The organism is Sediminibacillus sp. JSM 1682029 (assembly GCF_041366435.1).
GTDB classification, from domain to species: domain Bacteria; phylum Bacillota; class Bacilli; order Bacillales; family Amphibacillaceae; genus Sediminibacillus; species Sediminibacillus terrae.
Map to the genome: position 1 here is coordinate 20,884 of NZ_JBEWYY010000001.1, position 23,255 is coordinate 44,138.

Annotated in this window: 22 protein-coding genes; all 22 read right to left on the reverse strand. The window is 44.2% G+C overall.

The genetic code is table 11. The features are described 5' to 3' along the window. Positions 1–2: 2 nt before the first annotated feature. Positions 3–317, reverse strand: coding sequence for a YlxQ family RNA-binding protein (locus tag ABVF09_RS00100; protein WP_026570325.1), 315 nt, complete (start codon positions 315–317; stop codon positions 3–5). After that, a complete protein-coding gene (rnpM, locus tag ABVF09_RS00105) occupies positions 310–588 on the reverse strand; it encodes an RNase P modulator RnpM (RefSeq protein WP_026570326.1) in 279 nt (92 codons plus the stop codon). Before rnpM ends, ABVF09_RS00100 begins: the two co-directional genes overlap by 8 nt. Before the next feature lie 14 nt (positions 589–602). Then, a complete protein-coding gene (gene nusA / locus ABVF09_RS00110) occupies positions 603–1,721 on the reverse strand; it encodes a transcription termination factor NusA (protein WP_026771346.1) in 1,119 nt (372 codons plus the stop codon). Positions 1,722–1,735: 14 nt separating this feature from the next. Beyond that, positions 1,736–2,209, reverse strand: coding sequence for a ribosome maturation factor RimP (rimP, locus tag ABVF09_RS00115; RefSeq protein WP_026570328.1), 474 nt, complete (start codon positions 2,207–2,209; stop codon positions 1,736–1,738). A gap of 429 nt (positions 2,210–2,638) precedes the next feature. After that, positions 2,639–6,931: a PolC-type DNA polymerase III gene (locus ABVF09_RS00120; protein WP_371068393.1), complete on the reverse strand. Its 4,293-nt coding sequence runs from the start codon at positions 6,929–6,931 to the stop codon at positions 2,639–2,641. A gap of 155 nt (positions 6,932–7,086) precedes the next feature. Beyond that, on the reverse strand, positions 7,087–8,784 hold the full coding sequence (locus ABVF09_RS00125; RefSeq protein ID WP_371068394.1) for a proline--tRNA ligase: 1,698 nt from the start codon (positions 8,782–8,784) through the stop codon (positions 7,087–7,089). A 170-nt stretch (positions 8,785–8,954) separates the two neighbouring features. Beyond that, positions 8,955–10,211 carry an RIP metalloprotease RseP gene (gene rseP, locus ABVF09_RS00130; RefSeq protein ID WP_026570331.1) on the reverse strand — a complete coding sequence of 419 codons (1,257 nt, stop codon included), beginning with the start codon at positions 10,209–10,211 and terminating at the stop codon, positions 8,955–8,957. A gap of 15 nt (positions 10,212–10,226) precedes the next feature. Continuing rightward, a complete protein-coding gene (gene dxr / locus ABVF09_RS00135) occupies positions 10,227–11,372 on the reverse strand; it encodes a 1-deoxy-D-xylulose-5-phosphate reductoisomerase (RefSeq protein ID WP_371068395.1) in 1,146 nt (381 codons plus the stop codon). Positions 11,373–11,399: 27 nt separating this feature from the next. Beyond that, positions 11,400–12,191: a phosphatidate cytidylyltransferase gene (locus ABVF09_RS00140; RefSeq protein ID WP_026570333.1), complete on the reverse strand. Its 792-nt coding sequence runs from the start codon at positions 12,189–12,191 to the stop codon at positions 11,400–11,402. 15 nt (positions 12,192–12,206) lie between these two features. Then, on the reverse strand, positions 12,207–12,977 hold the full coding sequence (locus ABVF09_RS00145; protein ID WP_026570334.1) for an undecaprenyl pyrophosphate synthase: 771 nt from the start codon (positions 12,975–12,977) through the stop codon (positions 12,207–12,209). 147 nt (positions 12,978–13,124) lie between these two features. Continuing rightward, on the reverse strand, positions 13,125–13,682 hold the full coding sequence (gene frr, locus ABVF09_RS00150) for a ribosome recycling factor (protein ID WP_026570335.1): 558 nt from the start codon (positions 13,680–13,682) through the stop codon (positions 13,125–13,127). A 1-nt stretch (position 13,683) separates the two neighbouring features. Next, complete coding sequence (pyrH, locus tag ABVF09_RS00155) at positions 13,684–14,406, reverse strand: UMP kinase (protein ID WP_026570336.1); 723 nt, start codon at positions 14,404–14,406, stop codon at positions 13,684–13,686. A gap of 145 nt (positions 14,407–14,551) precedes the next feature. Then, positions 14,552–15,436 carry a translation elongation factor Ts gene (gene tsf, locus ABVF09_RS00160; RefSeq protein WP_026570337.1) on the reverse strand — a complete coding sequence of 295 codons (885 nt, stop codon included), beginning with the start codon at positions 15,434–15,436 and terminating at the stop codon, positions 14,552–14,554. A 257-nt stretch (positions 15,437–15,693) separates the two neighbouring features. Beyond that, the gene (rpsB, locus tag ABVF09_RS00165; protein ID WP_026570338.1) at positions 15,694–16,446 is read right to left on the reverse strand and encodes a 30S ribosomal protein S2; all 753 of its coding nucleotides are present in this window, start codon (positions 16,444–16,446) and stop codon (positions 15,694–15,696) included. Between the two features lie 158 nt (positions 16,447–16,604). Further along, positions 16,605–17,111 (reverse strand): DUF6115 domain-containing protein, encoded by a 507-nt coding sequence (locus ABVF09_RS00170; protein WP_026570339.1) that lies wholly within the window; start codon positions 17,109–17,111, stop codon positions 16,605–16,607. A 9-nt stretch (positions 17,112–17,120) separates the two neighbouring features. Further along, positions 17,121–17,426, reverse strand: a complete 306-nt coding sequence (locus tag ABVF09_RS00175; protein ID WP_026570340.1) for a hypothetical protein — start codon at positions 17,424–17,426, stop codon at positions 17,121–17,123. 218 nt (positions 17,427–17,644) lie between these two features. Then, positions 17,645–18,418 (reverse strand): FliA/WhiG family RNA polymerase sigma factor, encoded by a 774-nt coding sequence (locus tag ABVF09_RS00180; RefSeq protein WP_026570341.1) that lies wholly within the window; start codon positions 18,416–18,418, stop codon positions 17,645–17,647. A 55-nt stretch (positions 18,419–18,473) separates the two neighbouring features. Next, on the reverse strand, positions 18,474–18,971 hold the full coding sequence (locus ABVF09_RS00185) for a chemotaxis protein CheD (RefSeq protein ID WP_371068396.1): 498 nt from the start codon (positions 18,969–18,971) through the stop codon (positions 18,474–18,476). Further along, complete coding sequence (locus ABVF09_RS00190; protein ID WP_026570343.1) at positions 18,968–19,603, reverse strand: chemotaxis protein CheC; 636 nt, start codon at positions 19,601–19,603, stop codon at positions 18,968–18,970. Before ABVF09_RS00190 ends, ABVF09_RS00185 begins: the two co-directional genes overlap by 4 nt. Before the next feature lie 6 nt (positions 19,604–19,609). Continuing rightward, positions 19,610–20,080 carry a chemotaxis protein CheW gene (locus ABVF09_RS00195; RefSeq protein WP_026570344.1) on the reverse strand — a complete coding sequence of 157 codons (471 nt, stop codon included), beginning with the start codon at positions 20,078–20,080 and terminating at the stop codon, positions 19,610–19,612. Between the two features lie 55 nt (positions 20,081–20,135). Further along, positions 20,136–22,181: a chemotaxis protein CheA gene (locus ABVF09_RS00200; protein WP_153462573.1), complete on the reverse strand. Its 2,046-nt coding sequence runs from the start codon at positions 22,179–22,181 to the stop codon at positions 20,136–20,138. A gap of 19 nt (positions 22,182–22,200) precedes the next feature. Then, the gene (locus tag ABVF09_RS00205; RefSeq protein WP_026771353.1) at positions 22,201–23,253 is read right to left on the reverse strand and encodes a protein-glutamate methylesterase/protein-glutamine glutaminase; all 1,053 of its coding nucleotides are present in this window, start codon (positions 23,251–23,253) and stop codon (positions 22,201–22,203) included. Between the last annotated feature and the right edge of the window lie 2 nt (positions 23,254–23,255).

Here is a 23,255-nt window from a genome sequence, read left to right on the forward strand (position 1 = left end):
GTTCACCCCCGAATAGATTCATCGAGCAACGATGTCATTTTAGCGGCGAATCCCGAGTCGAGAATTGCAACAGCAACTCTTCCTGACTTCCCAATAGCTTGTGAGATGGTATCGCGGTCGTCTACTAAAAAAAAAGGGATTTGATAATACGTACATTTATCGGTAATCTTTTTTCTTGTCTGCGCTCCCGTATCACTTGCTAAAAGAACAAGTTTCGCCTTCCGCTTCTGAATGTCACGTATAATGGCCTCTTCTCCCAATGTGAGTTTCCCCGCTCGAAAAGCAAGGCCCAACAAATTCAGATAATCTTTACTCAATTTTCTTACCTTCTATAACTGTTTTTAGTTGTTCATAAACCGACGAATCGACTTCCGCATTCAAATGACGGTTCAATATACCGCTTTTTTTCGCTGTCTCCACGACATCGATACTTCTGGTCAAATAGGCTCCACGCCCGTTCTTTTTTCCGGTTTCGTCCACAAATACTTCGCCTTCTTTATTGCGGACGATGCGGATTAATTCTTTCTTTGGTTTCATTTCCTGTGTTACTACACACTTTCTAAGAGGAACTTTTCTGGTTGCTGCCATCCTTTTCCCCCTCCTTATTCAAACAAGTTATCATCGATATCTGAATAAGCTTCATCAACATCGGAAGAACCTTCTTCCGATTCTTCCAACAAGCCTTCTTCCCGAGCTTCACTCTCGCTCTTTATGTCTATCTTCCATCCGGTCAGTTTTGCAGCAAGCCTTGCATTCTGTCCCCTTTTGCCAATAGCGAGCGATAACTGATAATCAGGAACAATTACAGTAGTGGCCTTCTCTTCTTCATTGACAAGCACTTCGATCACCTTTGAAGGGCTGAGTGCATTGGAAACATATACAATCGGGTCCTCGGACCACTCTACAATGTCAATTTTTTCGCCCTTCAATTCATTGACAATTGTCTGTACCCGTTGGCCGCGCTGGCCTACGCATGAGCCGACCGGATCCACTTCCGGGTCTTCGGCGTGGACGGAGATTTTGGAACGGTCCCCGGCTTCCCTGGCTACAGATCGAATTTCCACGGTTCCATCATAAATTTCCGGAACTTCCATTTCAAACAACCGCTTCAATAATCCCGGATGGGTACGGGAAACGTATATCTGCGGTCCTTTGTTCGTATTTTCGACTTTTGTAACCAACACTTTAAGACGGTCGTGAACCTCATACCGTTCCGTAGGCATTTGCTCACTCTCGGGGAGTCTCGCCTCGATTTTGCCGAGATTTACATAAATAAAACGAGGATCTTTTCGTTGGATGATGCCCGTCATAACATCTTCTTCCCGGTCTGCATACTCACTAAAAATAACGCCTCTTTCTGCTTCCCGGACTCTTTGGGTGACTACCTGCTTCGCTGCTTGAGCGGCGATTCTTCCAAAATCCTTCGGAGTCACCTCTTGCTCGATTACATCCCCGATTTCATAGTTAGGGTCTTTCTGTTTTGCTTCTTCAATGGATACCTGCTGCAATGGATCTTCCACTTCTTCGACAATATCCTTACGGGCATAAACATGCATGCTTCCCGTTTCTTCATTTAAATCAACCCGGACATTTGTGGCTGATTTAAAGTTTTTCTTATAAGCGGAGATAAGAGCGGCCTCGAGGGCTTCCATGAGGATATCTTTATCAATCCCTTTCTCTTTCTCCAAATAATCAATTGCATCAAAAAGCTCGCTGCTCACCGTTTTTTCCCCCTTTAGTTAAATGATACCGCCAAGCGCGCCTTTGCAACTTTATCGTACGGTAATTGTATCTCTTGTTTACGGGTCTTTACTTTCACTTCTAATGTAATGGTTTCATCTTGGAAAGCTTTCAGAACACCTTCATACTCTTTTTCACCATTTATCGGTTCATACAGTTTCACGTAAATAGTGTTGTCGATATTCGCCCGGAAATCTTCTGGCTTCTTCAGTGGCCTTTCGGCTCCGGGAGACGAAACCTCCAAAAAATAAGGCGTGCTCACCGGGTCTTCGGCATCCAATTTTTCACTGAGCTGCTCGGAAACCTGGCCGCATTCTTCGATATCTACCCCGCCTTCTTTATCCACGAAGACACGCAGGAACCAATTTTTACCTTCTTTTTCAAATTCAATGTCCACTAATTCTAAATTCATTTCTTGCAAGATGGGTTGGACAAGTTTTTCTGTTGTTTCGGTTACTTTTGCACTCAATTGGCACCCTCCTTTTACCACCTATACTATCCTGTCATGTAAAAATAGTATACTCAATTAGCTGCTGTTTCATTTTGAACGGAGAACCTTTCCCGCTTCCTGCTTCTTCATTACAAAACCCTTGCCATTTAGATAATTGACAAGGGAACTCATCAGCTTCCAACCTATTACTGTGTTAACAAAAAGTGAGAAACAGAGGCCTCAAGCAATGTGATAAGCAACACCGGCAGCTTCAACACGAAACAGAAATCCATCCGTTTGTGCCCGCTTTCTGTTCAATCAACAAAAGTTCCATTGCAGAAAAAGAAAATGGTATGAAGAAAGAGTGGGCTTCACCCACTCTTTCTGCTTACGTATCAATGCTTACCATAGAAAATATACCATATCTAACAATTTAATGCAAGATAGTGGCTTTTTAGAGCCGTGTGGTTAAAACAGAGATAGTTGATTGGCGTCTGCCATACCTTCCAGACAACCGTGATTATCCAGATACTCTAAAACGGTTTTTGAAATCCTGCTTCGCTCACGCAAATCTTCCTTCGACAAAAACTCTCCCTCTTCCCGGGCTTTGACTATATTCAACGCTGCGTTGGTGCCAAGGCCATCCACAGCATTGAACGGCGGGATCAAAGAGTTTCCATCGACAAGAAAATCTGTGGCACTTGATTTATACAAATCGACTTTTTGGAAAGTGAAACCTCTGGCATTCATTTCCAAAGCAATTTCCAATACTGTCAGCAAACTCTTTTCTTTCGGAGAAGCATCGTTTCCTTTCGCCGCGATTTCCTGGATCCTTTTTCTGATGGCGTCCGCCCCTTTGATCATCGTTTCCAGTTCAAAGTCGCCGGCTCTGACGGTGAAGTAAGCTGAATAAAAGAAGATCGGGTAATGGACCTTGAAATAAGCAATGCGCACGGCCATAAGCACATATGCTGCAGCATGGGCTTTCGGGAACATATACTTGATTTTTTTACAAGATTCAATATACCAATCAGGCACATTGTGTTTTTTCATTTCCTCTATCCATTCATCCTGCAGTCCTTTTCCTTTCCTGACGAACTCCATGATTTTAAATGCAAGCGATGCATCCAAGCCCTTATGCATCAAATATACCATGATGTCATCGCGGCATCCGATTACGTCAGGCAGTTGACATATGCCGTCGTTGATCAATTGCTGTGCGTTTCCAAGCCAAACATCGGTACCATGAGACAATCCGGAAATAATCACTAATTCTGCAAAAGTTTTGGGGTTCGTATCCTCCAACATTTGACGCACAAACTTTGTACCGAATTCCGGCACACCGAGTGTTCCAGTTTTGCAATTTATTTCTTCTGCAGTTACGCCGAGTGATTCCGGTCCTGAGAAAATTTTCATCACTTCCGGATCGTCTGTCGGTATTGTTTTCGGATCGATACCGCTCAAATCCTGAAGCATACGGATGACAGTCGGATCATCGTGTCCGAGTATATCCAATTTCAGCAAATTATCATGGATGGAATGAAAATCAAAATGCGTGGTTTTCCATTCCGAGTTCCGATCGTCAGCCGGGTATTGAATAGGGGTGAAATCATAAATTTCTTTATCATCAGGAACGACGATGATACCCCCAGGGTGCTGCCCAGTAGTACGCTTCACGCCTGTACACCCCTGGACGAGACGATCGATTTCGGCATTTTTGTATTGTAACTGATGGTCGCCTGCATACCCTTTTACATAACCATAGGCAGTCTTTTCGGCGACCGTGCCGATCGTACCTGCACGATAGACATTGTCCTCTCCGAACAAAACTTTCGTATAGTTATGTGCCTGTGGCTGATATTCGCCAGAAAAGTTCAAATCGATATCGGGGACTTTGTCGCCCTTAAAGCCCAGGAACGTTTCAAACGGTATATCCTGACCATCCTTCTTGAAAGGTTGCCCGCATTTTGGGCAATCTTTATCCGGCAGGTCGAAGCCGCTGCCGACCGATCCATCATTGAAAAATTCATTATGTTTACATGAAGGACAGACATAATGCGGTGGCAACGGATTGACCTCCGTAATTTCAGTCAGTGTTGCAATCAACGAAGATCCCACAGATCCCCTGGAGCCGACGAGATAACCATCGTCCAGTGATTTTTTCACCAGTTTGTGCGAGATCAAATAAATAACCGCAAAACCATGTCCGATAATACTTTCTAATTCTTTTTCAATCCGGTTGACCACTATTTCCGGAAGCTCTTCGCCATAGATGCTTTTCGCCATGCTATAGCTCATTTCCCTGATTTCTTCTTCTGCACCATCGATGTTCGGTGTGTACAAGTCTTCTTTGACGGGAGAGACTTCTTCAATTAGATCATTTATATACTGGCTGTTGTCGACAACGACTTCCTTTGCTTTCCCTTCGCCCAGGAAGGAAAAACAATCGATCATTTCCTCCGTTGTCCGGAAATGGACATCCGGCAATGTCTGACGGCTCAATGGGTTACCGTTCTGGCTTGAAATCAGGATTTGTCTGTACAGTTTTTCATGCGGGTCAATGTAATGCGTATTGCCTGTAGCAACGGCCTTCTTCCCCATACCGTCTGCCAACTCGACTAAATTTTTCAAGATGTCATATAATTGCGCTTCATTTCCGACCAACTCTTTTTCAATCAAATGGTAGTAATTTGAAGGCGGCTGTATTTCAATGAAATCATAGAAATCAGCAGCTTTTTCTGCTTCTTCCTTGGATTTTTGCATCATCGTTTCAAATACTTCCCCTTTATCACACCCGGAGCCAACCAGTATACCTTCTCTCAGCTTTTGTAATTGAGAGCGGGGAATACGCGGTACTCTGTAAAAATAATCGACATGAGACACGGATACCAGTTTATAAATGTTTTTCAAGCCCTCCGGGTTCATTGCCAGCAATGTGGCATGAAATGGTCTTGATCTCTGATAGGCGTTTCCTTCTCCCATATGCTGATTGAATTGATTGTGGTTGACGATATTTTTTTGGAATGCTTGTTTTATCAGTTTCCAAAGCATATACCCTGTTGCCTCGGCGTCATATATCGCGCGATGGTGTTGAGTCAGCTCGATATCAAGCATTTTACATAACGTATTCAATCGATGGTTTTTCAAGGACGGATACAGAAAACGGGCAAGCTCTAACGTATCGATCACCGGGTTTTCTGCTTTTTCAAAACCGATTTTCTTAAGTCCTTCATTCAAAAATCCCATATCGAAGCTCGCATTGTGGGCAACCAACACTCCATCACCCATCCATTCATGAAAATTCTTCAATACCTCTCCGACATCCGGTGCGTCTTTTACCATATCATCGGTAATGCCAGTCAAATCAATTGTCGTCTGTGACAAAGGGTGGTGCGGATTGGCAAAGGCTTCAAAACGATCAATGATTTCCCCGCCTTGCACCTTAACGGCCGCCAGTTCGATGATCGTATCATAAACTGCTGATAAACCGGTTGTCTCTACGTCAAATACGACATAAACAGCGTCCTCCAAATTTAAGTCCGCTTCATTATATGCAATCGGCACACCGTCATCGACAATATTTGCTTCCAATCCATATATGACCTTCACTCCATGTTTTTGCCCCGCCGCATAGGCTTCCGGATAGGACTGGACGACAGCATGGTCTGTAATCGCAACCGCGGGATGCTTCCACTCTGCGGCTTGCTGTACCAGCCTGCCAGCCGAAACAACAGCATCCATTTGACTCATCGCAGTATGAGCATGTAATTCTACTCGTTTTTCCCCTTCAGGGGCATTGTCGTTTCTCTTTTCTGCTTTCACTTCGTTGATATCTTGGACCATCATCGTCAATTCATTGGTGAAATTATCTGTTTGAATGCTTCCTCGTGCTTTTATCCACATACCCTGTTTTAATTTGGCAAATTTCTCAGCGTCCTGATCCCCTTTGGAAAACATCTTTAACTGGAAGGAGTCCGTATAATCCGTTACCTTTGCGATCAACAAATGTCTACCTGACCGAAGTTCTCTGACTTCAGAACTGAACACATACCCCTGCACTGCCATTTTCCGCTCTTCTTCCACGATATTTTCCATCGGAACGATTTCATCCTGGATTCTGTAACCGATGGTCAGCGGTCCTTCAAAGGCACCTTCGGCTTTTTGCTTCTCTCTTTCCTGCTTGTCCTTCACAGCCTTCTGAACAAGCTGCTGATCTTCCTTTGCTTTTTGTTCTCTGAATTTTTGTATGTTCTCCTGTTCGTCTCCGACTTCGACCGTCAAAAAATAATTCATTGCTCCGATTGTTTGACAGTATCCTTGGAAGCCGGGCTCCAATCTTTTTCGAAGGGCGTTGGCTTCTGCTTCATTCCGCGAAGTTAACATAATCTTATTACCGTTCACTTTTGGCACTTGTTCATGAACCAGGTCCCGGTAAGCCGGGGATAAATCTGTAAGTGAATGAACAAAATGTTTCCAGTAAGTACAAACATCAGTATCTGACAAAGCTTTGTTTTCTGCATAAATCGTCCATTTGATCGCTGCAATTTGAGAAAAAGCTTCCTGCAATTTTGCGGTGAACAACTGATAGACAGAAGGTGGTAAAATTCGTGGTACATTTATATGAAAATGCCATTGCTTTTGCTTTGTATGGACTTCCAATTTAGCTAGATAACCATCCTGAAAATGCTGTTGGATTAACTCGTCGGGCATATCGATTTGCTTCAACAGTAAACCAAGCTTTTCTTTACCTGATATGTCCATTTTTCTTCCTCCCCATTTGCGACCATCTAATTTGATTCAGCAGCATGGCCCGTCTTCTCCGACCTGCATGCAGGCTGAAAAAGCTCTTATTTTACAATTTTACTACTTTAGAAAACCCTTGTCATTAGAAAACAGACAAGGGTTTTGATTGCCAATCAGACCAAGTTATTCAATTGTCCCGACAATTCCGACTCATGAATTTCTGTTTGTTCTCCTGTAGCCCGTTGTTTAAGTTCTACATATCCTTCTCCAGCACGCTTACCTACAGTTATTCTGAGGGGAACACCAATTAAATCACTATCGGCAAATTTGACGCCCGCCCTTTCCGCACGATCATCAAAGAGCACTTCAACTCCGGCCGTCTTCAAGGAATCGTATATTTTTTCGGCCAATAGCTTTTGCTCCGTTTTTTTCATATTCAAAGCCAGCAGATGCACTTGGAATGGAGCTAAATGGGCCGGCCAGGTAATGCCTCTATCATCATGATACTGTTCTACTATGGCAGCAACTGTGCGAGATACGCCAATACCATAGCAGCCCATATTCATCGTTTTGGCTTTCCCCTGTTCATCCAACACCGTAGCGCCCATTCGTTCGGCATAGATACTTCCCAGTTTAAAAACGTGTCCCACCTCGATTCCGCGAGCGAATTGGATGGTTCCCTTGCCATCAGGGGAAGGATCGCCTTGTTGAATAAAACGAAGGTCGGCATAGGTGTCAACTTTAAAGTCGCGGTCCGGATTGACATTGAGATAGTGATATCCATCTTTATTTGCCCCACAGGTAACATTGACGGCACTTTTTACCGCCTGGTCGGCGACAACATCCACATCGTCCGGCACCCCGACCGGTCCCAATGATCCAAACCCGGCACCAAGAGCAGCTTTTGTTTCTTCTTCTGTCGCAAGTTCGACTGTCTCAGCTTTGTATAGGTTCTTTAACTTAATGTCATTTACTTCATGATCACCCCTGGTAACAACCAATACCAAATTTCCGTCGACTTTGAACATCAATGCCTTAAGTCCTTTATCAAGCGGATGTTCTAGAAAGTCGGCTACTTCCTGCATCGTTTTTTTACCTGGAGTTGCTACTTCCTGCAAATCTTTTAATTCATCCTGTGCCGTTTGGTGTGGCGTGATGACAGGAGTCATTTCGATGTTGGCAGCATATTCGGAGGTGTCTGAATAGGCGATTGTATCCTCGCCCACTTCTGACAATACCATGAATTCATGTGTGTCTTTGCCACCCATTGCTCCTGAATCAGCGATTACAGCCCGGAAATTCAACCCGCACCGACGGAATATATTCTCGTACGCTCGGTACATCTTGTCATATACCTGGTCAAGGCTATCGAAGGAATCATGAAACGAATAGGCATCCTTCATGACAAATTCTCTGCCTCTCATCAATCCGAATCGGGGACGTTTTTCATCTCTGAATTTCGTTTGGATTTGATAAACGGTTAACGGGAGTCGTTTATAACTCTTCACCTCATCCCTGATGAGACTTGTTATGACTTCTTCATGTGTCGCGCCCAAAGCGAATTCCCGGTCGTGACGATCATTCAACCGCATTAACTCCGGGCCAAAATTATTCCATCTTCCTGTTTCTTTCCAAAGTTCAGCGGGCTGCATCGAAGGCATGATCATTTCATTGGCACCGATGTTATCCATTTCTTGTCTTATGATTGTTTCTACCTTGCGAAGCACTCGTTGGCCCATTGGCAAAAAGCTGTACACCCCTGAAGCTATTTGACGTATGAACCCTCCGCGGACCAACAATTGATGGCTTTTGATTTCCGCATCAGCGGGGACTTCTTTAAGTGTCGGAATCAGCATGTTACTTTGTCTCATATGTATGTCACCTCAATTTTCTTCCGTCATAATAAAAACCTAACCAACTCCGAAAGACCAGCCTTTACGGAAAGGCTGGCTTTCAAAAAATGGTGGATTCGTTCAATAAACAAATCGCCGTAGAAGACTACGGAAAAGCACGCTTTTCGAAAGATAGTCAAATCGTGCTATCACAAGAACAACCGCTGAATATCATTCCAAGTTACCACTATCATGAGCAGCATTAACAATGCAAAACCGATAAAGTGGACAACGCCTTCTTTTTGCGGATCTATCGGTTTACCTCTGACCGCCTCGATTCCGACAAACAGCAGCCTACCTCCGTCAAGAGCAGGCAAGGGCAAAAGATTAATGATCCCAAGGTTGATGCTTAAAGCCGATGTCCACATCAGCAAATTGAGCATCCCTGTTTGGACTACTTGATCGGTGGCATCATAGATGCCTACCGGACCAGACAGCATGTCGAGAGAAAACTGTCCGGTAACAAGCATACTTAGATTTACAAGAATCAGTTTTATCCACTCGTATGTCTGATTGATACTGTATGGAATTGCCTTTAATACTGATTTTTCCGTAGCAGCCTGGACCCCGATCTGGCCAATTTCTTGGTCCTGAGCCACATTGCTCTTCGGTACTACCTGGACATCTACTTGCTCATTGTCTCTTTCCACCGTCATGTCCAGTTCTTCTTCCGGGTGAGCCCGAACGATTTCTGTGAACTCTTCCCAGGTAGATATAGACGTATCCCCGATGCGGATGACCTCGTCTCCATTTTGAAAGCCTGCTTCCTCAGCCGGACTGTCGGATACGACATTGCCGATAATAGCCCGATCGGCAGGCACACCGTTCAACATTCCCAGCAAGAAAAAAATGACGGCAGCAAGCAGAAAATTCATCATCGGACCGGCAAATAGCTGCATCGCCCGCTGCAATTTCGTCTTTGAAGCAAATTGTCTGTCATATGGCGCGATTTGTGTTTCCACCTCATCCATCACGAAACCAGCTTTTGGATCAATTGAAAAAGACAGTTTTTCCTCTTCGTCGATTTCATAACCTTCGATGATAAGCCGATGATCCAAGTCCGCATGCTCTACTTCAATCACTCTGGCATCCGGGTGCTTGGACTTGTTGTTTACAATGATTTTGCTTACCGTTCCCCCAGGATTGAACTCTAATCCTATATGCTGACCCGGCTTCAATTCTATGATTTCCGGGTCTTCGCCTGCTACACGGACATAACCACCGATCGGCAGCAGCCGGATGGTATAGAGGGTTTCGTTCTTTTTATTTGAAAAAATTTTAGGACCGAACCCTATGGCGAATTCCCTAACAAGCATTCCTGCCCGTTTGGCGAAAATAAAATGTCCAAACTCATGAACGAACACAAGCAGGCCAAACATTAGAATGAATGCAATAATAGTATTCAACTGATGCACCTTCCTTTAATCTAAATAGGATAACACCTGTGATCTTGTCTGGCTATCCACTTCCAAAATAGTCTGCAAATCAGGCTGTTTAATGGATTGATGTGCATCCAGTGCTCTTTTGATCAACTCTTCTATTTGCAAAAAAGATATTTGATCTTGCAAAAACAACTGTACTGCAGCTTCATTTGCTGCATTTAGGACGGTGGTCATCGTTCCTCCTTCTTTACCGGCTTCATAAGCCATTTTCAAGCAGGGGAACCTATTCTGATCCATTTCTGAAAAATGCAGCTTTCCTACTTCAATTAAGTCTAACCTTTTTGTCCCTGATAATTCAAGCCTGTCAGGATAATTCAGTGCATATTGAATCGGGACGCGCATGTCCGGAGTGCCTAATTGAGCAATCACACTATTATCAGCAAATTCAACCATCGAATGGATGACACTTTCTTTATGCATGATAACATCTATTTTATCGTAGGGTACATCGAACAACCAGTGGGCTTCAATGACCTCCAGCCCTTTATTCATCATGGTTGCCGAGTCAATGGTGATTTTTGCTCCCATATTCCAATTGGGATGTTTTAGTGCGTCTTCCCTCGTAACCCCGACTAAGTCTTCCCGCGTTTTGTCGCGGAAACTTCCGCCTGATGCAGTTAAGATAAGCCGATTCAACTGCTTTTCGTTCTCTCCGTTCAAACATTGAAAAATCGCCGAATGTTCACTGTCCACCGGAAGAAGCCGCACACCATATTGTTCGGCTTTCTCCATGACAAGATGTCCTGCCGTGACCAATGTTTCTTTATTGGCCAAAGCTATTTGTTTACGATGCTCAATCGCTTGCAATGTAGCCTGCAATCCAACACTTCCCATAACGGCGTTGACGACGATATCCGTTTCATCTGCCGTGCTTATCGTTACTAATCCCTCTTTCCCGGCTACCACCTCGAGCTCGGGGAAGATATCTTGCAATCGCCGTTTGGTGTTGTCGGTCCCGACCACTACGATTCGCGGATTGAACTCTTTAATAATCGGTATAGCCTTATCAAGGTTTTCACCAAATCCCATCGCAAACAAGGAAAAGGCATCAGGGTGGTCCCTGATAACATCAAGGGTCTGGATTCCAATGGAGCCAGTTGCCCCTAAAAGTGTTATATTTTTCATGTGACACGCTCCTATATCTATTCCTGGTCAGGAAATAAAATGAATGAAATGCAACACCGGGAAAATAAACAGCCAGCTATCGAACCGGTCGAGTATCCCACCGTGTCCCGGAAGGATTTTTCCAGAATCCTTCACATCGTAATGCCTTTTAAAAGCTGATTCGACCAAGTCTCCGATCTGACCTGCTGCCGACGCTATGATGGTCACCAAAATGATGATCGGTAAAGAATGCGGGAGCGGGAACAACCAGTCGAAAAGAACGGCGATGACACAAGCGAGCAAAACTCCCCCGATTGCACCTTCCACTGTTTTATTCGGGCTGATTTGCGGCCAAAGTTTTTTCTTTCCAAAGGCTCGTCCAAAAAAATACGCCCCTGTATCGGTAGCCAACACAACGATGATGCCATAAAAGATAAAAACTGCACCTGCATCTCTTGCATTCATGAAATAATAAAAGCCTGTACCGATATAAATGGCCGATAACACTAAGAACCCTGCATCTTCGAATGTGAATTTATTTTTGACCAATACGGTATATGACAACAGAAGCAGGACGCCTATCAGCGTTATTTCAGCTTTGGTAGTGGACAATACATCCATGAGTTCCTGTCCGGTTACAGGGATTAGCAGTCCCCATAAAAGCAAAATGGTAATCGCAAAGGGCACTACATAGTTTATGGTCATTCTCATTTTAATCAGTTCCAGAAGGCCGATGGTTGCAATCAAATACACAAGTGCCTTGAATCCCCATCCTCCATAAAAAACAATGGGAAAAAACAATACGATTGCAACCAAAGCGGTAATTATTCTTAATTTCATTTATCTCTCATCACCTTATATCCCACCATAGCGGCGTTTTCTCTTTTGATAGTCACTCAAAGCTTTGTCAAACAGCTGCTCGTCAAAATCCGGCCACAGGACATCTGTAAACCATAACTCTGTATACGCAGACTGCCACAATAGAAAATTACTGAGCCTTTGTTCGCCGCTGGTGCGAATCAGCAGGTCAGGATCCGGCAGATTGTTTGTGTGCAAGTATTCGGAAAAAGTATCTTCACTGATGTCTTCCACTGACTTTTTCCCTGCCTGGACTTCTTCCAGGAAGCATTTCATCGCCTCCATGATTTCATTTCTACTACCATAGTTTAATGCTATATTCAAGATTAATCCAGTATTGTCCTTTGTTTGCTCCTTTGCCTTTTGGACTGCGTCCCGTGTATGCTTTGGCAGACCGTCAAACCTGCCGATTGTTTGTACTTTGACATTTTTCTCGACGAGTTCCGGTAAATATGTATTCAAAAATTCCATCGGCAGTTTCATCAGGTAATCGACTTCTGTTTTGGGGCGACGCCAATTTTCTGTGGAAAAAGCGTACAAGGTCAATACATCCAAATGATAGCCGGATGCAGCCGACACGATTTTCTTCACATTACTCATGCCTTCCTTATGACCGGCAACTCTGGGCATGCCTCTTTTTTTCGCCCAACGTCCATTGCCATCCATAATGATCGCTACGTGTTTCGGCATCGTGTCTTTATTCAATGAGGGTTGCTCATTTTGTTTATATTTCTTTTTCTTGCTTAGAAAGGGAAGTTTGATTGGCATTGTAATCCTCCATCATGGCCTTACATTCCTTTTTGCTCTGACCGGGCAGGGCATCACGCTAAGGGTTTAGCTGTATTTTCCTTAACGTGCAAAAACCCCCTTAAGTAAAGAGGGTCTTTTCTACTTATTATTTTACATGTTATGCGGTCAAACTTCCATAATTTCTTTTTCTTTTTCCTTGGCAAGGGAATCAATATCGGCGATATGTTTGTCAGTAGCTTTCTGGACATCATCTTGAAAGTCCCTTAAATCGTCTTCTGTCAAATCCCCGTTCTTTTCTGCCTTCTTCAGTTGATCATTGGAGTCACGGCGGATATTACGGACTTGAACCTTTGCTTCTTCACTATACTTTCCTACGACCTTGACTAAATCTTTGCGGCGTTCTTCTGTCAAAGCAGGAATATTAATGCGGATCACATTTCCATCACTTGAAGGTGAAAGACCTAAATCTGCTTTTTGAATCCCTTTTTCGATATTTGCAGTGGCAGATTTGTCAAAAGGCGTTATGACCAGCAGGCGCGCTTCAGGAGCCGAAACAGTCGCAAGCTGGTTGAGCGGTGTATTGGCTCCATAATAGTCGACATAGACACTGTCCAACAAAGAAGGATTCGCCCTCCCGGCCCGAACAGTTGCAAGGTTTTTGGAAAAAGCTTGTACTGCTTGTGTCATTTTGTCATTTGTGTCTTTGATAATAGCTTGAGTCATGTTATTTCCCCCTTATTATAGTTCCGATTTTTTCACCTAACACGGCTTTTTTGATATTCCCTTCTTCCATGATCGAAAAAACCAGCAGCGGAATATCGTTGTCCATACATAAAGTGGAAGCTGTCGAATCCATCACTCCCAGTCCCTCATTCAGAATTTCCAGATAAGTGAGCTCTTCATATTTGCGTGCCGTTTGGTCAACCTTTGGATCGGCAGTATAGACTCCGTCCACGTTGTTTTTAGCCATCAAAATGACATCTGCCTCCACTTCGGCAGCTCTGAGTGCAGCTGTGGTATCAGTGGAGAAATAAGGATTGCCTGTACCAGCAGCAAAAATGACTACCCGTTTTTTTTCAAGATGACGAATAGCCTTTCTCCGAATATACGGTTCCGCCACCTGCCTCATCTCAATTGAGGTTTGAACACGCGTCGGGATTCCGAAATTCTCCAGGCTGTCCTGTAATGCAAGGGAATTCATCACCGTCGCCAACATACCCATGTAATCGGCATTAGCGCGGTCCATTCCCATCTCGCTGCCGACTTTGCCTCTCCAGATGTTGCCTCCTCCGACAACAACAGCTACTTCTACGCCAAGTTCTGCAACTTCCTTCACTTGATCTGCTATTGATTGGATGATTTTTGGTTCGATTCCGTATCCCTGTTCACCGCTGAGAGCTTCTCCGCTTAGTTTCAAAACAATTCTACGGTAGCGAGCTGTAGTCATAGGTTACCTCCAGTAATATGTATTTATTTTAAAATGAAAGTTCGCTGAAAACAAGCAACAAGCGCCCAGGGCAAGTTGCAGACTGGTTTCTGTCAATCCGATGCGGAAAGAGGGAACACTAAGTGTCCCCCCGTCCCTTACATCATTATTTTTTCACTTGGCTCATTACCTCTTCGGCAAAGTTGTCTTCACGCTTCTCCATGCCTTCGCCAACTTGATAACGGATGAATCCTTTGACAGAAGCACCTTTATCTTCAACGTATTTTTTCACTTTTTGATCTGGATCTTTTACAAAGCTTTGCTCAAGCAGGCAGATTTCTTCGAAAAACTTTCCGAGACGGCCTTCTACCATTTTTTCGACAATATGCTCTGGCTTTCCTTCGTTCAATGCTTGCGTCTTCAATACCTCGCGTTCTTTTTCCACTTCTTCAGCAGAAACTTCGTCTCTTGAAACATAACGAGGGTTCACTGCGGCAATATGCATCGCGACATCTTTAGCAACCGCTTCGTCGGTAGTTCCTTCAGCAACGACTAAAACACCAATGCTTCCTCCCATATGCGTGTAAGCACCGAAGGCATCGTTATCTGTTTTTTCAGCTAGGGTAAAACGACGAAGAGATAGCTTTTCTCCGATTTTGGCAATGTTGGAATTGATATATTCCTGAACAGTTTCCCCTTCACCGTGAAGTTTTTGTTCCAAAGCAGCTTCGACGGATTCTGGTTGTTGCTCCAACAGATGCTTCGCCAACTCGGAGAGCAAATTCTTGAACTGGTCGTTCTTGGTGACGAAGTCGGTTTCGCAGTTCACTTCAAGGATCACAGCCTGGTTGCCTTGCACTTCAATGTGGGCAGAACCTTCTGCTGCAATTCGGTCGGCTTTTTTGGCAGCCTTTGAAATACCTTTTTCACGAAGATAATCGACCGCTTTTTCAAGATCGCCGTCCGTTTCTTGCAAAGCTTTCTTACAGTCCATCATTCCTGCACCAGTTTTTTCACGAAGTTCTTTTACCATTTTTGCAGTTACAGCCATAAAAAATTCCTCCTTATGATAGACCAGGAACATCCACTTCCTGGTATTTATCCAGACTCTTAAGAAAAGCGCAGCCGCCTTGCTCACCTCCGACAAGTTTAAGACAAGCCCCGGCGTGGCTTTCTTTGCCACAGAGAGGGTTGAATTAAGAGATCGAGAGGTAGGCGCTGAAGCTAGACGTCTCTGAAATCCATATTTACTTAACTCTTAAAAAAAGGTGATAAAAGGTCCCCCCCTTATCACCCACAAACCTTTTCTTACTCTTGTGCTGCTTCCTCTGTTGCAGTTTCTTCGGTTTCAGCTTCGGCTTCCGCTTCTACTTCCTCTTCTCCCTGCTTTGCTTCCAGAATGGCATCCGCCATTTTAGAAGTAAGAAGTTTCACAGCCCGGATAGCATCATCGTTAGCCGGAATAACATAGTCAATTTCATCAGGATCACAGTTTGTATCTACAATTCCGATAATAGGAATGTTCAATTTATGAGCCTCGGCCACAGCAATACGCTCTTTGCGAGGATCGATAATGAACAATGCATCCGGAAGTTTGTTCATCTCTTTGATTCCGCCAAGGAACTTGACTAGTCGTTCTTTTTCTTTAAGCAATCCTACTACTTCTTTTTTAGGAAGTACATCGAAAGTGCCGTCTTCTTCCATGCGCTCGATGTCCTTCAGACGATTGATCCGTTTGCGGATTGTCTGGAAGTTAGTAAGCGTGCCGCCCAACCAGCGTTGGTTGACATAGTACATGCCAGAACGAGTAGCTTCGTCACGAACTGATTCCTGTGCTTGTTTTTTAGTACCTACGAAAAGGACAGAGCCGCCGTCTGCAGCAATATCTTTAACGTATTGATAAGCTTCATCAACCTTCTTAACGGTTTTTTGCAGGTCGATGATGTAGATGCCGTTACGCTCTGTGAAGATATATTTCTTCATCTTCGGATTCCAACGGCGCGTCTGATGTCCAAAATGAACACCAGCTTCAAGTAGTTGTTTCATTGAAATAACTGCCATGAAAAATTCCTCCTAAAATGGTTTTTTGATCCTCCGCCTGCGTCCTCTTTGAGCAGGAACTAACCGATTGGCCAGCACCTCCTGTTCAAATCTACAAGCGTGTGTATTAACACCAAAAGTAAATATACCACATGGGTTTTCTGCAATCAAGCATAATATCAGTTTTTTCGATGAAATTTTACCATTAGTTCGACTTCTGTTTTTCCTTTGTCAAGCTTTTTGGCGATTTCATCGACTGTATATCCTTGGTCGTATAATGAATATACTTTCGCCGTTACTGATTCTTCTATCGTATCCTGCTGTACCTCGGGAATTGGCGGAACATATTCCGGATGATCTGCCGTTGTGGAGGTATGAGGCTTTCTGTGGCTTGGTTTATATGGTTGGACCCGTTCTGTCTTATTAGATACAGGAACAACCTCCTCATCTTTCGGAACAGATTGCTTATAAGTGGATGGATTTTGATCCAATCCTTTCAACAGACGGTCGTTCTCTTCTCTTATTTCGTGCAAAAAAGCGCTTAAGATTTCCTCCGTTTGTTGAAGGGTATCAGTCTTCTCCTGTCCTGCATAGCCATTTTGCTGCAACTTTTGGAACAGTAACCGAATCGCAATGAATGTGAATATGTGCAATAGTAAACTGATAAACAGTAAAAAAGTCAGCATGTAAATCCCCTAACCACTGAAATCGATTTTCCGCCCGAGGAATGGATGATCGTTGCCTGTTTTATCCTCGTCGGTTTTTTTCTTTTCTTGATCATTCCTTGAGTTAAATTGTTTTTCCTTTTTCGCTTTGTTGTTTACATCCGCTTTGTTCACGGAATGATTGACCTGCTTCCGCTTGACTTCTTCCAGGTTCTTTTGTGCCGCAGCAAGTAATTCTTGCGTTTGCTGGCCCCGCTGCTGTAATTGTTCCTGCATCTTCGCTGCATCCTGGACTCTCGGAAGTGCCACTTGCATTTCCACCGATTTCCAGCTCATCTCCCCGCACCCTTCGAATTCCCCCGAGACAGTACATGTGCATTTGTATCATGTTTTCTCCGAGGACACTTTTTAGTAAAGGCATCCTTTCCATATCAGGAATGGTGACAACCAACATTGCCCAGCCCTCTGTAAATAGTTCTCCTTCCAGGTGCAAATCTCCTGCTGCATGTCCAGCCGAAGGTCAATCATTTATTTTGTGTGAAAAACGCCAGCGATCACTGGCTAAGTTTATTCAGAGAGTTTTTCAATTTGAAAATCGCCTTGCGGTGGATCTGTGAAATTCTCGAAGTCGTAAGACCGAGGACCTGGCCGATCTCTGTAAGGGTCAATTCTTCCTTATAAAACAAACTGACCACCATCTGTTCATTTTCGTTCAACTCTCTGATGCCGGCTTCCAATTCCGCGTAATCTTCTTGCTTAATAAGGCGCTGTTCCGGTGTGGATGAATGATTATCCGGCAATGTATAGCCAATTCCTTCTTTATGATCGCCAGCGCCATCTTTTGGTTTATCTTCCATAGATAGAACATTGGCAAACAAAGAGTCCTTGACAGCCTCTTCCACTTCCAACACTGACAACCCCAAATAATCGGCGATCTCTTTTGAACTTGGCGGCCGTTGAAAGGATTGCTCCAGCATCTGTGCAGCTTGTTCGACTTGTTTTGCTTTATCCCTTACGGAGCGCGGCAGCCAATCCTCTTTGCGCAAACCATCCAGTATCATTCCACGGATCCTGAACGAAGCATAGGTATCGAACTTCAAATCGCGTTCAGGTTCGAATTTTTTTAGAGCATCGAACAACCCCATCATACCAAGGCTTTTCAAATCATCTTTACTGACACTGCCAGGTAGATGGGTGGATATCCGGCTGACATGGAAGTTCACTAAATAGATATATTTTTTTATTAGTTCGTCGGCCGTTTCACTACTTTTTGTTCTCATCCAATTGTCCCACAATTGCTCTTCTAGAGGAGATGTTTGTTTGGACATGGTTATCCTCCTCACATTATCATTCTGTTCCTGAAAAGAAATACAGTAATGTGTCTTATATCTCTGATTCTCCCATATTGACAGTCCTGATTTTCAAAATACCGCTTTCCGGGGAAAATTCTATCGTTCTCCCGTTATTTCCACCGACATCCTGTGCAGTTATCGAAACTCGATGATGTTTCAACCGTTCAGTAACAGCCTCCACATTCCGATTGCCGACCCGCATCATGTCACTGGAAGTACTGAACGTAAACATTTGCGCACCGCCAGCTATTTTCGACTTCAAAGCATACCGGCGGGCCCCTTTGTCCAAAAGTTGCTTGATCAGCAAATCGATTGCCGTATCAGCGAATTTCATTTCATTCAATTCACCGTTCCTGGACATGGTGGAATCAGGCAACATGACGTGCGCCATGCCCGCAAGCTTGATTGAGAGGTCGTAAACGACTACTCCTACACAAGAACCCAATCCCGTCGTCCGGAGAGAATCCGGAGCATTGGCGATTTTCAAATCCGCTATACCTACTTTGATTATTTGATTGGTGGCATTCATTGATCATTGACTCCCAGGGCCTTGAATATTCGCTCGAAAGATTCCGGATCGGGAAGCAAAAAGAAATGTCCTTCAATGTCTTCTTTGTCACTTTCCGGTTCCTGTATCATTGTATCGATAATGATGGCATGATCGCTTTCTCTGGAAAGCTCCATCAATCCTTCCGAAATAATCGCCCCAGCCATATCCATCGACAATGAGGGCACTGAAGGTTGCATGTTAATTTTGGTAAAATCGGAAAGAGCAGTCAAATAGGAGCCGGACAAGATATTTCCTATTTCGTGCAAAATCGATAACCCCATATCCGGATATGGCGGATTGGCAAACGAAAATTCATCATTGCCGGTTATGTGATGTACAAATTGTTCTGCTTGTTCAGGCGAAAACAGATAGAACATGCTGCCGGGCGCTTCTCCCTCGATCCGAAGGAAAACAGAAACAATGACTTTCTCTGCCCCCCCTACCAATTCCATTGTTTCATCGAAACTGGCAATCCGGACAGCTGGCGTCTGCATATCAATTTTGCGATTAAGCAGCTTTGACAGAGCCGTGGCAGCATTTCCGGCTCCTATATTTCCGATTTCTTTTAAAGTATCAAGTTGATAGGTTGATAATTTTTCAATAAATGACATGGCTGTTTATCCTTCAACAGTTTTCAACGCCTGGACTTCATCATCGGTTAAAACATTATTCAGATTCAATAAAATCAACAATCTGTCTTCCAGTTTAGCAACTCCTTCGATATAATCCACATCGACGGCGCCCACTACCTCCGGTGCCGGTTCAACCGCATCCTGTGGTATATCGATGACATCGTACGCTGCATCAACGATTAATCCAACTTCCATATCCTCCATATATACAATGATCATACGGGTACTGTCAGTAAATTCTGCTGCGTCAAGCCCGAAGCGTTTCCGTAAATCGATGATCGGGGTGACCACCCCGCGCAAATTGATAACACCTTTTACAAAAGATGCAGTTTGTGGAACTCTGGTGATATGCTGCATCCTTTCAATTCCGCTGACTTGCTGTACGGAAATCGCAAATTCCTCTTCGTTCAGCTGGAAAATTATCGCCTTAATATCCTGTTTATTATCTTGTGGCATTCCTACGTCCTCCTCATATTGATTCTTTATTTTTGATGAAACGGCATTTACTTAATTAAACAATCAACGAGTTACTATCGATAATCAACGCAACTTGACCATCCCCCAGAATGGTTGCTCCCGAGATGGCAAATACATCGGTCAAATAATTTCCGAGCGATTTCAAAACGACCTCTTGTTGGCCGATGAAGGTATCGACAATAAGACCGGCCATCTTTTCGCCTTTTCTGATGATTACTACGGAGCTGTATTCATCATCGAGCTTTTCTCCAGGCACTTCAAAGACGTCCTGCAAATCGATAAGTGGAACAACATTGCCCCGGAAATCAATCACTTTTTTATTATGGGCCGACATGATATTCGATTTCTTAATTACAGCAGTTTCGATGATCGAAGACAAAGGTACTGCATATTTTTCTTCTTTGATTTCTACCAGCATGACGGAAATTATCGATAATGTGAGCGGAAGCTGGATAGAGAAAACAGATCCTTTGTCAAGTCCTGAATCGATTGTAATATTGCCGCCTAAAGATTCAATCGTATTCTTGACAACATCCAATCCTACTCCCCGGCCCGATACATCTGAAATTTTGTCTGCGGTGGAAAATCCGCTTTCCATGATTAACTGATATACTTGTTTTTCTGTTAAATTTTCGGCCTGGTCGTTGGTGATGACACCATTGGACACTGCTTTGTTTATCACTTTTTCACGATTGATGCCGGCTCCGTCGTCACTGATTTCGATAAACACATGGTTGCCGCTATGATACGCGTTCAGCTTCAAAGAACCTTCCCGCGGTTTGCCTTTTTGCTCTCTTATGTCCGGTAACTCAACACCATGATCAAGAGCATTCCGAATCAAATGGACAAGTGGATCACCGATTTCATCTATCACCGTTCGATCCAGTTCTGTTTCAGCACCCTCGATTTCCAGATTGATTTGTTTCCCTAAGTCTTTCGCAAGCTGCCGCACCATACGCGGAAATCGATTGAATACTTGATCGATTGGAACCATCCGCATGTTCAAAATGATATTTTGCAAGTCTCCGGATATCCTGGTCATCCGTTCGACTGTTTCTTGCAGTTCTACATGCTTTAAACTGTCCGCAATCTGTTCCAGTCGTCCGCGGTCGATGACCAACTCTTCGAACAAATTCATAAGAGCGTCCAACCGATCGATATTTACTCTGATTGTCTTGTTGCTCACCGGCGCTTTTTTCGCAGTATCTTTTTCCTGCTTGGCAGGTGCCTCTGCTACTGCTGTCGCTCCGCTTCCCTCCGCTGCTTCTTGTGTATCCACGGGGCTGTCGGATTTACCGGATCGTTGATCGATGGAAAATTTTTGCACTTTCACCGATTCTATTTCGGATACCTTCATCACTTTCTTCTCTATTTCTTCCGCTTTTTCTTTAGTCACCAACAAAACGGTAAAGGATTGTTCAAACAATTCTTCCTCTAGGTCCTGGACAGTTGGATCCGATTTGATGACTTCACCTGATTGCTCGAGGATTTCGAAAACCATGAAAACTCTTGCAGCTTTAAGCAGGCAATCCTCTCGTAATGTTATATGTAACTCCAGGTTTTTATAGCCTTGGTCATTTGATTCCCTCAAGACAGTCAACTCAAATTCATCAAGGGTGGAAGCCAAATCGGACGCAGAGGAATTTTGGACGGGTTCCGAAGCTGGTACAGCGGCCTTGCTGCTGTCTTCCGGGATGGACTCGCCTCGTTCTATGGCATTCAATTGCTCAACCAATCGTGCGACATCTTTGCTTCCCTCACCTCCGGAAGCAATGTCGAGGACCATTTCCTCCAGTTGGTCCACCGCTTCGAAAACGATATCCAGGATTTCCGTAGTGACTGTCAACTGGTGATTGCGCACGGCATCAAGTACATTCTCCATTTTGTGGGTCAGATCTGCTAAATCCTGGTATCCCATAGTTGCCGACATTCCTTTCAACGTATGGGCGGATCGGAAAATCTCATTGACCATCGTCAAATCGGAAGGATTTTTTTCCAGTTCCAGTAAGTGGTCATTCAAAGACTGGATATGCTCCTTGCTTTCATCAATAAATACCTCTAAATATTCATTCGTTTCCATGGTTCATTCCCCCATTTGCCTAAAATTGGTCTACCAAAGCATTGCTAATATTCTCAAGATCTTCCACTCTGTCGACACAGCCTGTTTTCACAGCAGCCTGCGGCATTCCATACACGACTGAGCTGGTTTGGGATTCAGCGATCACCACCGTATCGGCAGCAGCTTTTTTCATTTGGACTATTCCAGAGGAGCCATCTGCCCCCATTCCTGTCATCACCACTGTAATCATTTTATAGAGCGTTTGTTTTGACAAAGACTCAAACAGGATATCAACAGAAGGCCGATGTCCTTTGTGTGGCGCTTCCTCCGTTACATGGGCTGCCAACGTTCTTCCGACTTGCCTCACCCGTAATTGATACCCGCCGGGTGCGATATACGCGGTGCCATTTTGCAGGACTTCTCCGTTTTCCGCTTCTTTGATATGTAGTTGGGACAAGGAATCAAGCCTGTTAGCCAACGACTTAGTGAAGTTAGGCGGCATATGCTGGACAATCACTATCGGAGCAGGAAAGTTTCCCGGGAGGCGGGTCAACACCTCATGCAACGCTTTCGGCCCCCCTGTAGAAGTTCCGATTGCAACTATCTTTTTTAGCGGCTGCTGTTTTGGCACCTTTATCGGCTGCGGTGTGACAGGACGTCCTGCAAACTCATTTCTCTTCCTGTCGTTTACTCTTACTCCAGCCGCGTGGTAGACCTTGTCGATGATTTCGTCTCTGACATTGTTGATATCCAAGGAGATAGAACCGGAAGGCTTGGCGATAAAGTCCACCGCGCCAATTGACATGGCCTCCAAAGTGCTGTCAGCGCCCCGGCTTGTAAGACTGGAGAGCATCACCACAGGCAAAGTCTGTTTCTCCATGATCCGCTTCAACGTGCTGATTCCATCTAAAACCGGCATTTCGATATCCAAGGTAATTACATCGACAGCCAAATTCTCCAGCTTGTCCAATGCATCCTGCCCGTTACGTGCGGTTCCGGTCACCTGCAATCGCGGGTCGGAATTCAATATATCCGATATCATTTTTCTCATGAATGCTGAATCATCTACCACCAGTACCCGTATCGGTTTCATGT

Bases quoted from the DNA above. Each gene is read 5' to 3' on its own strand.
- ABVF09_RS00195 (WP_026570344.1), bottom strand. From the start codon at position 20,080: ATGCCACAAGATAATAAACAGGATATTAAGGCGATAATTTTCCAGCTG.
- pyrH (WP_026570336.1), bottom strand. From the start codon at position 14,406: ATGACTACAGCTCGCTACCGTAGAATTGTTTTGAAACTAAGCGGAGAA.
- ABVF09_RS00170 (WP_026570339.1), bottom strand. From the start codon at position 17,111: ATGCTGACTTTTTTACTGTTTATCAGTTTACTATTGCACATATTCACA.
- dxr (WP_371068395.1), bottom strand. From the start codon at position 11,372: ATGAAAAATATAACACTTTTAGGGGCAACTGGCTCCATTGGAATCCAG.
- ABVF09_RS00180 (WP_026570341.1), bottom strand. From the start codon at position 18,418: ATGTCCAAACAAACATCTCCTCTAGAAGAGCAATTGTGGGACAATTGG.
- frr (WP_026570335.1), bottom strand. From the start codon at position 13,682: ATGACTCAAGCTATTATCAAAGACACAAATGACAAAATGACACAAGCA.
- rnpM (WP_026570326.1), bottom strand. From the start codon at position 588: ATGGCAGCAACCAGAAAAGTTCCTCTTAGAAAGTGTGTAGTAACACAG.
- ABVF09_RS00190 (WP_026570343.1), bottom strand. From the start codon at position 19,603: ATGTCATTTATTGAAAAATTATCAACCTATCAACTTGATACTTTAAAA.
- ABVF09_RS00125 (WP_371068394.1), bottom strand. From the start codon at position 8,784: ATGAGACAAAGTAACATGCTGATTCCGACACTTAAAGAAGTCCCCGCT.
- ABVF09_RS00145 (WP_026570334.1), bottom strand. From the start codon at position 12,977: ATGCCAATCAAACTTCCCTTTCTAAGCAAGAAAAAGAAATATAAACAA.
- ABVF09_RS00185 (WP_371068396.1), bottom strand. From the start codon at position 18,971: ATGAATGCCACCAATCAAATAATCAAAGTAGGTATAGCGGATTTGAAA.
- ABVF09_RS00175 (WP_026570340.1), bottom strand. From the start codon at position 17,426: ATGAGCTGGAAATCGGTGGAAATGCAAGTGGCACTTCCGAGAGTCCAG.
- ABVF09_RS00120 (WP_371068393.1), bottom strand. From the start codon at position 6,931: ATGGACATATCAGGTAAAGAAAAGCTTGGTTTACTGTTGAAGCAAATC.
- ABVF09_RS00200 (WP_153462573.1), bottom strand. From the start codon at position 22,181: ATGGAAACGAATGAATATTTAGAGGTATTTATTGATGAAAGCAAGGAG.
- ABVF09_RS00140 (WP_026570333.1), bottom strand. From the start codon at position 12,191: ATGAAATTAAGAATAATTACCGCTTTGGTTGCAATCGTATTGTTTTTT.
- rpsB (WP_026570338.1), bottom strand. From the start codon at position 16,446: ATGGCAGTTATTTCAATGAAACAACTACTTGAAGCTGGTGTTCATTTT.
- ABVF09_RS00205 (WP_026771353.1), bottom strand. From the start codon at position 23,253: ATGAAACCGATACGGGTACTGGTGGTAGATGATTCAGCATTCATGAGA.
- tsf (WP_026570337.1), bottom strand. From the start codon at position 15,436: ATGGCTGTAACTGCAAAAATGGTAAAAGAACTTCGTGAAAAAACTGGT.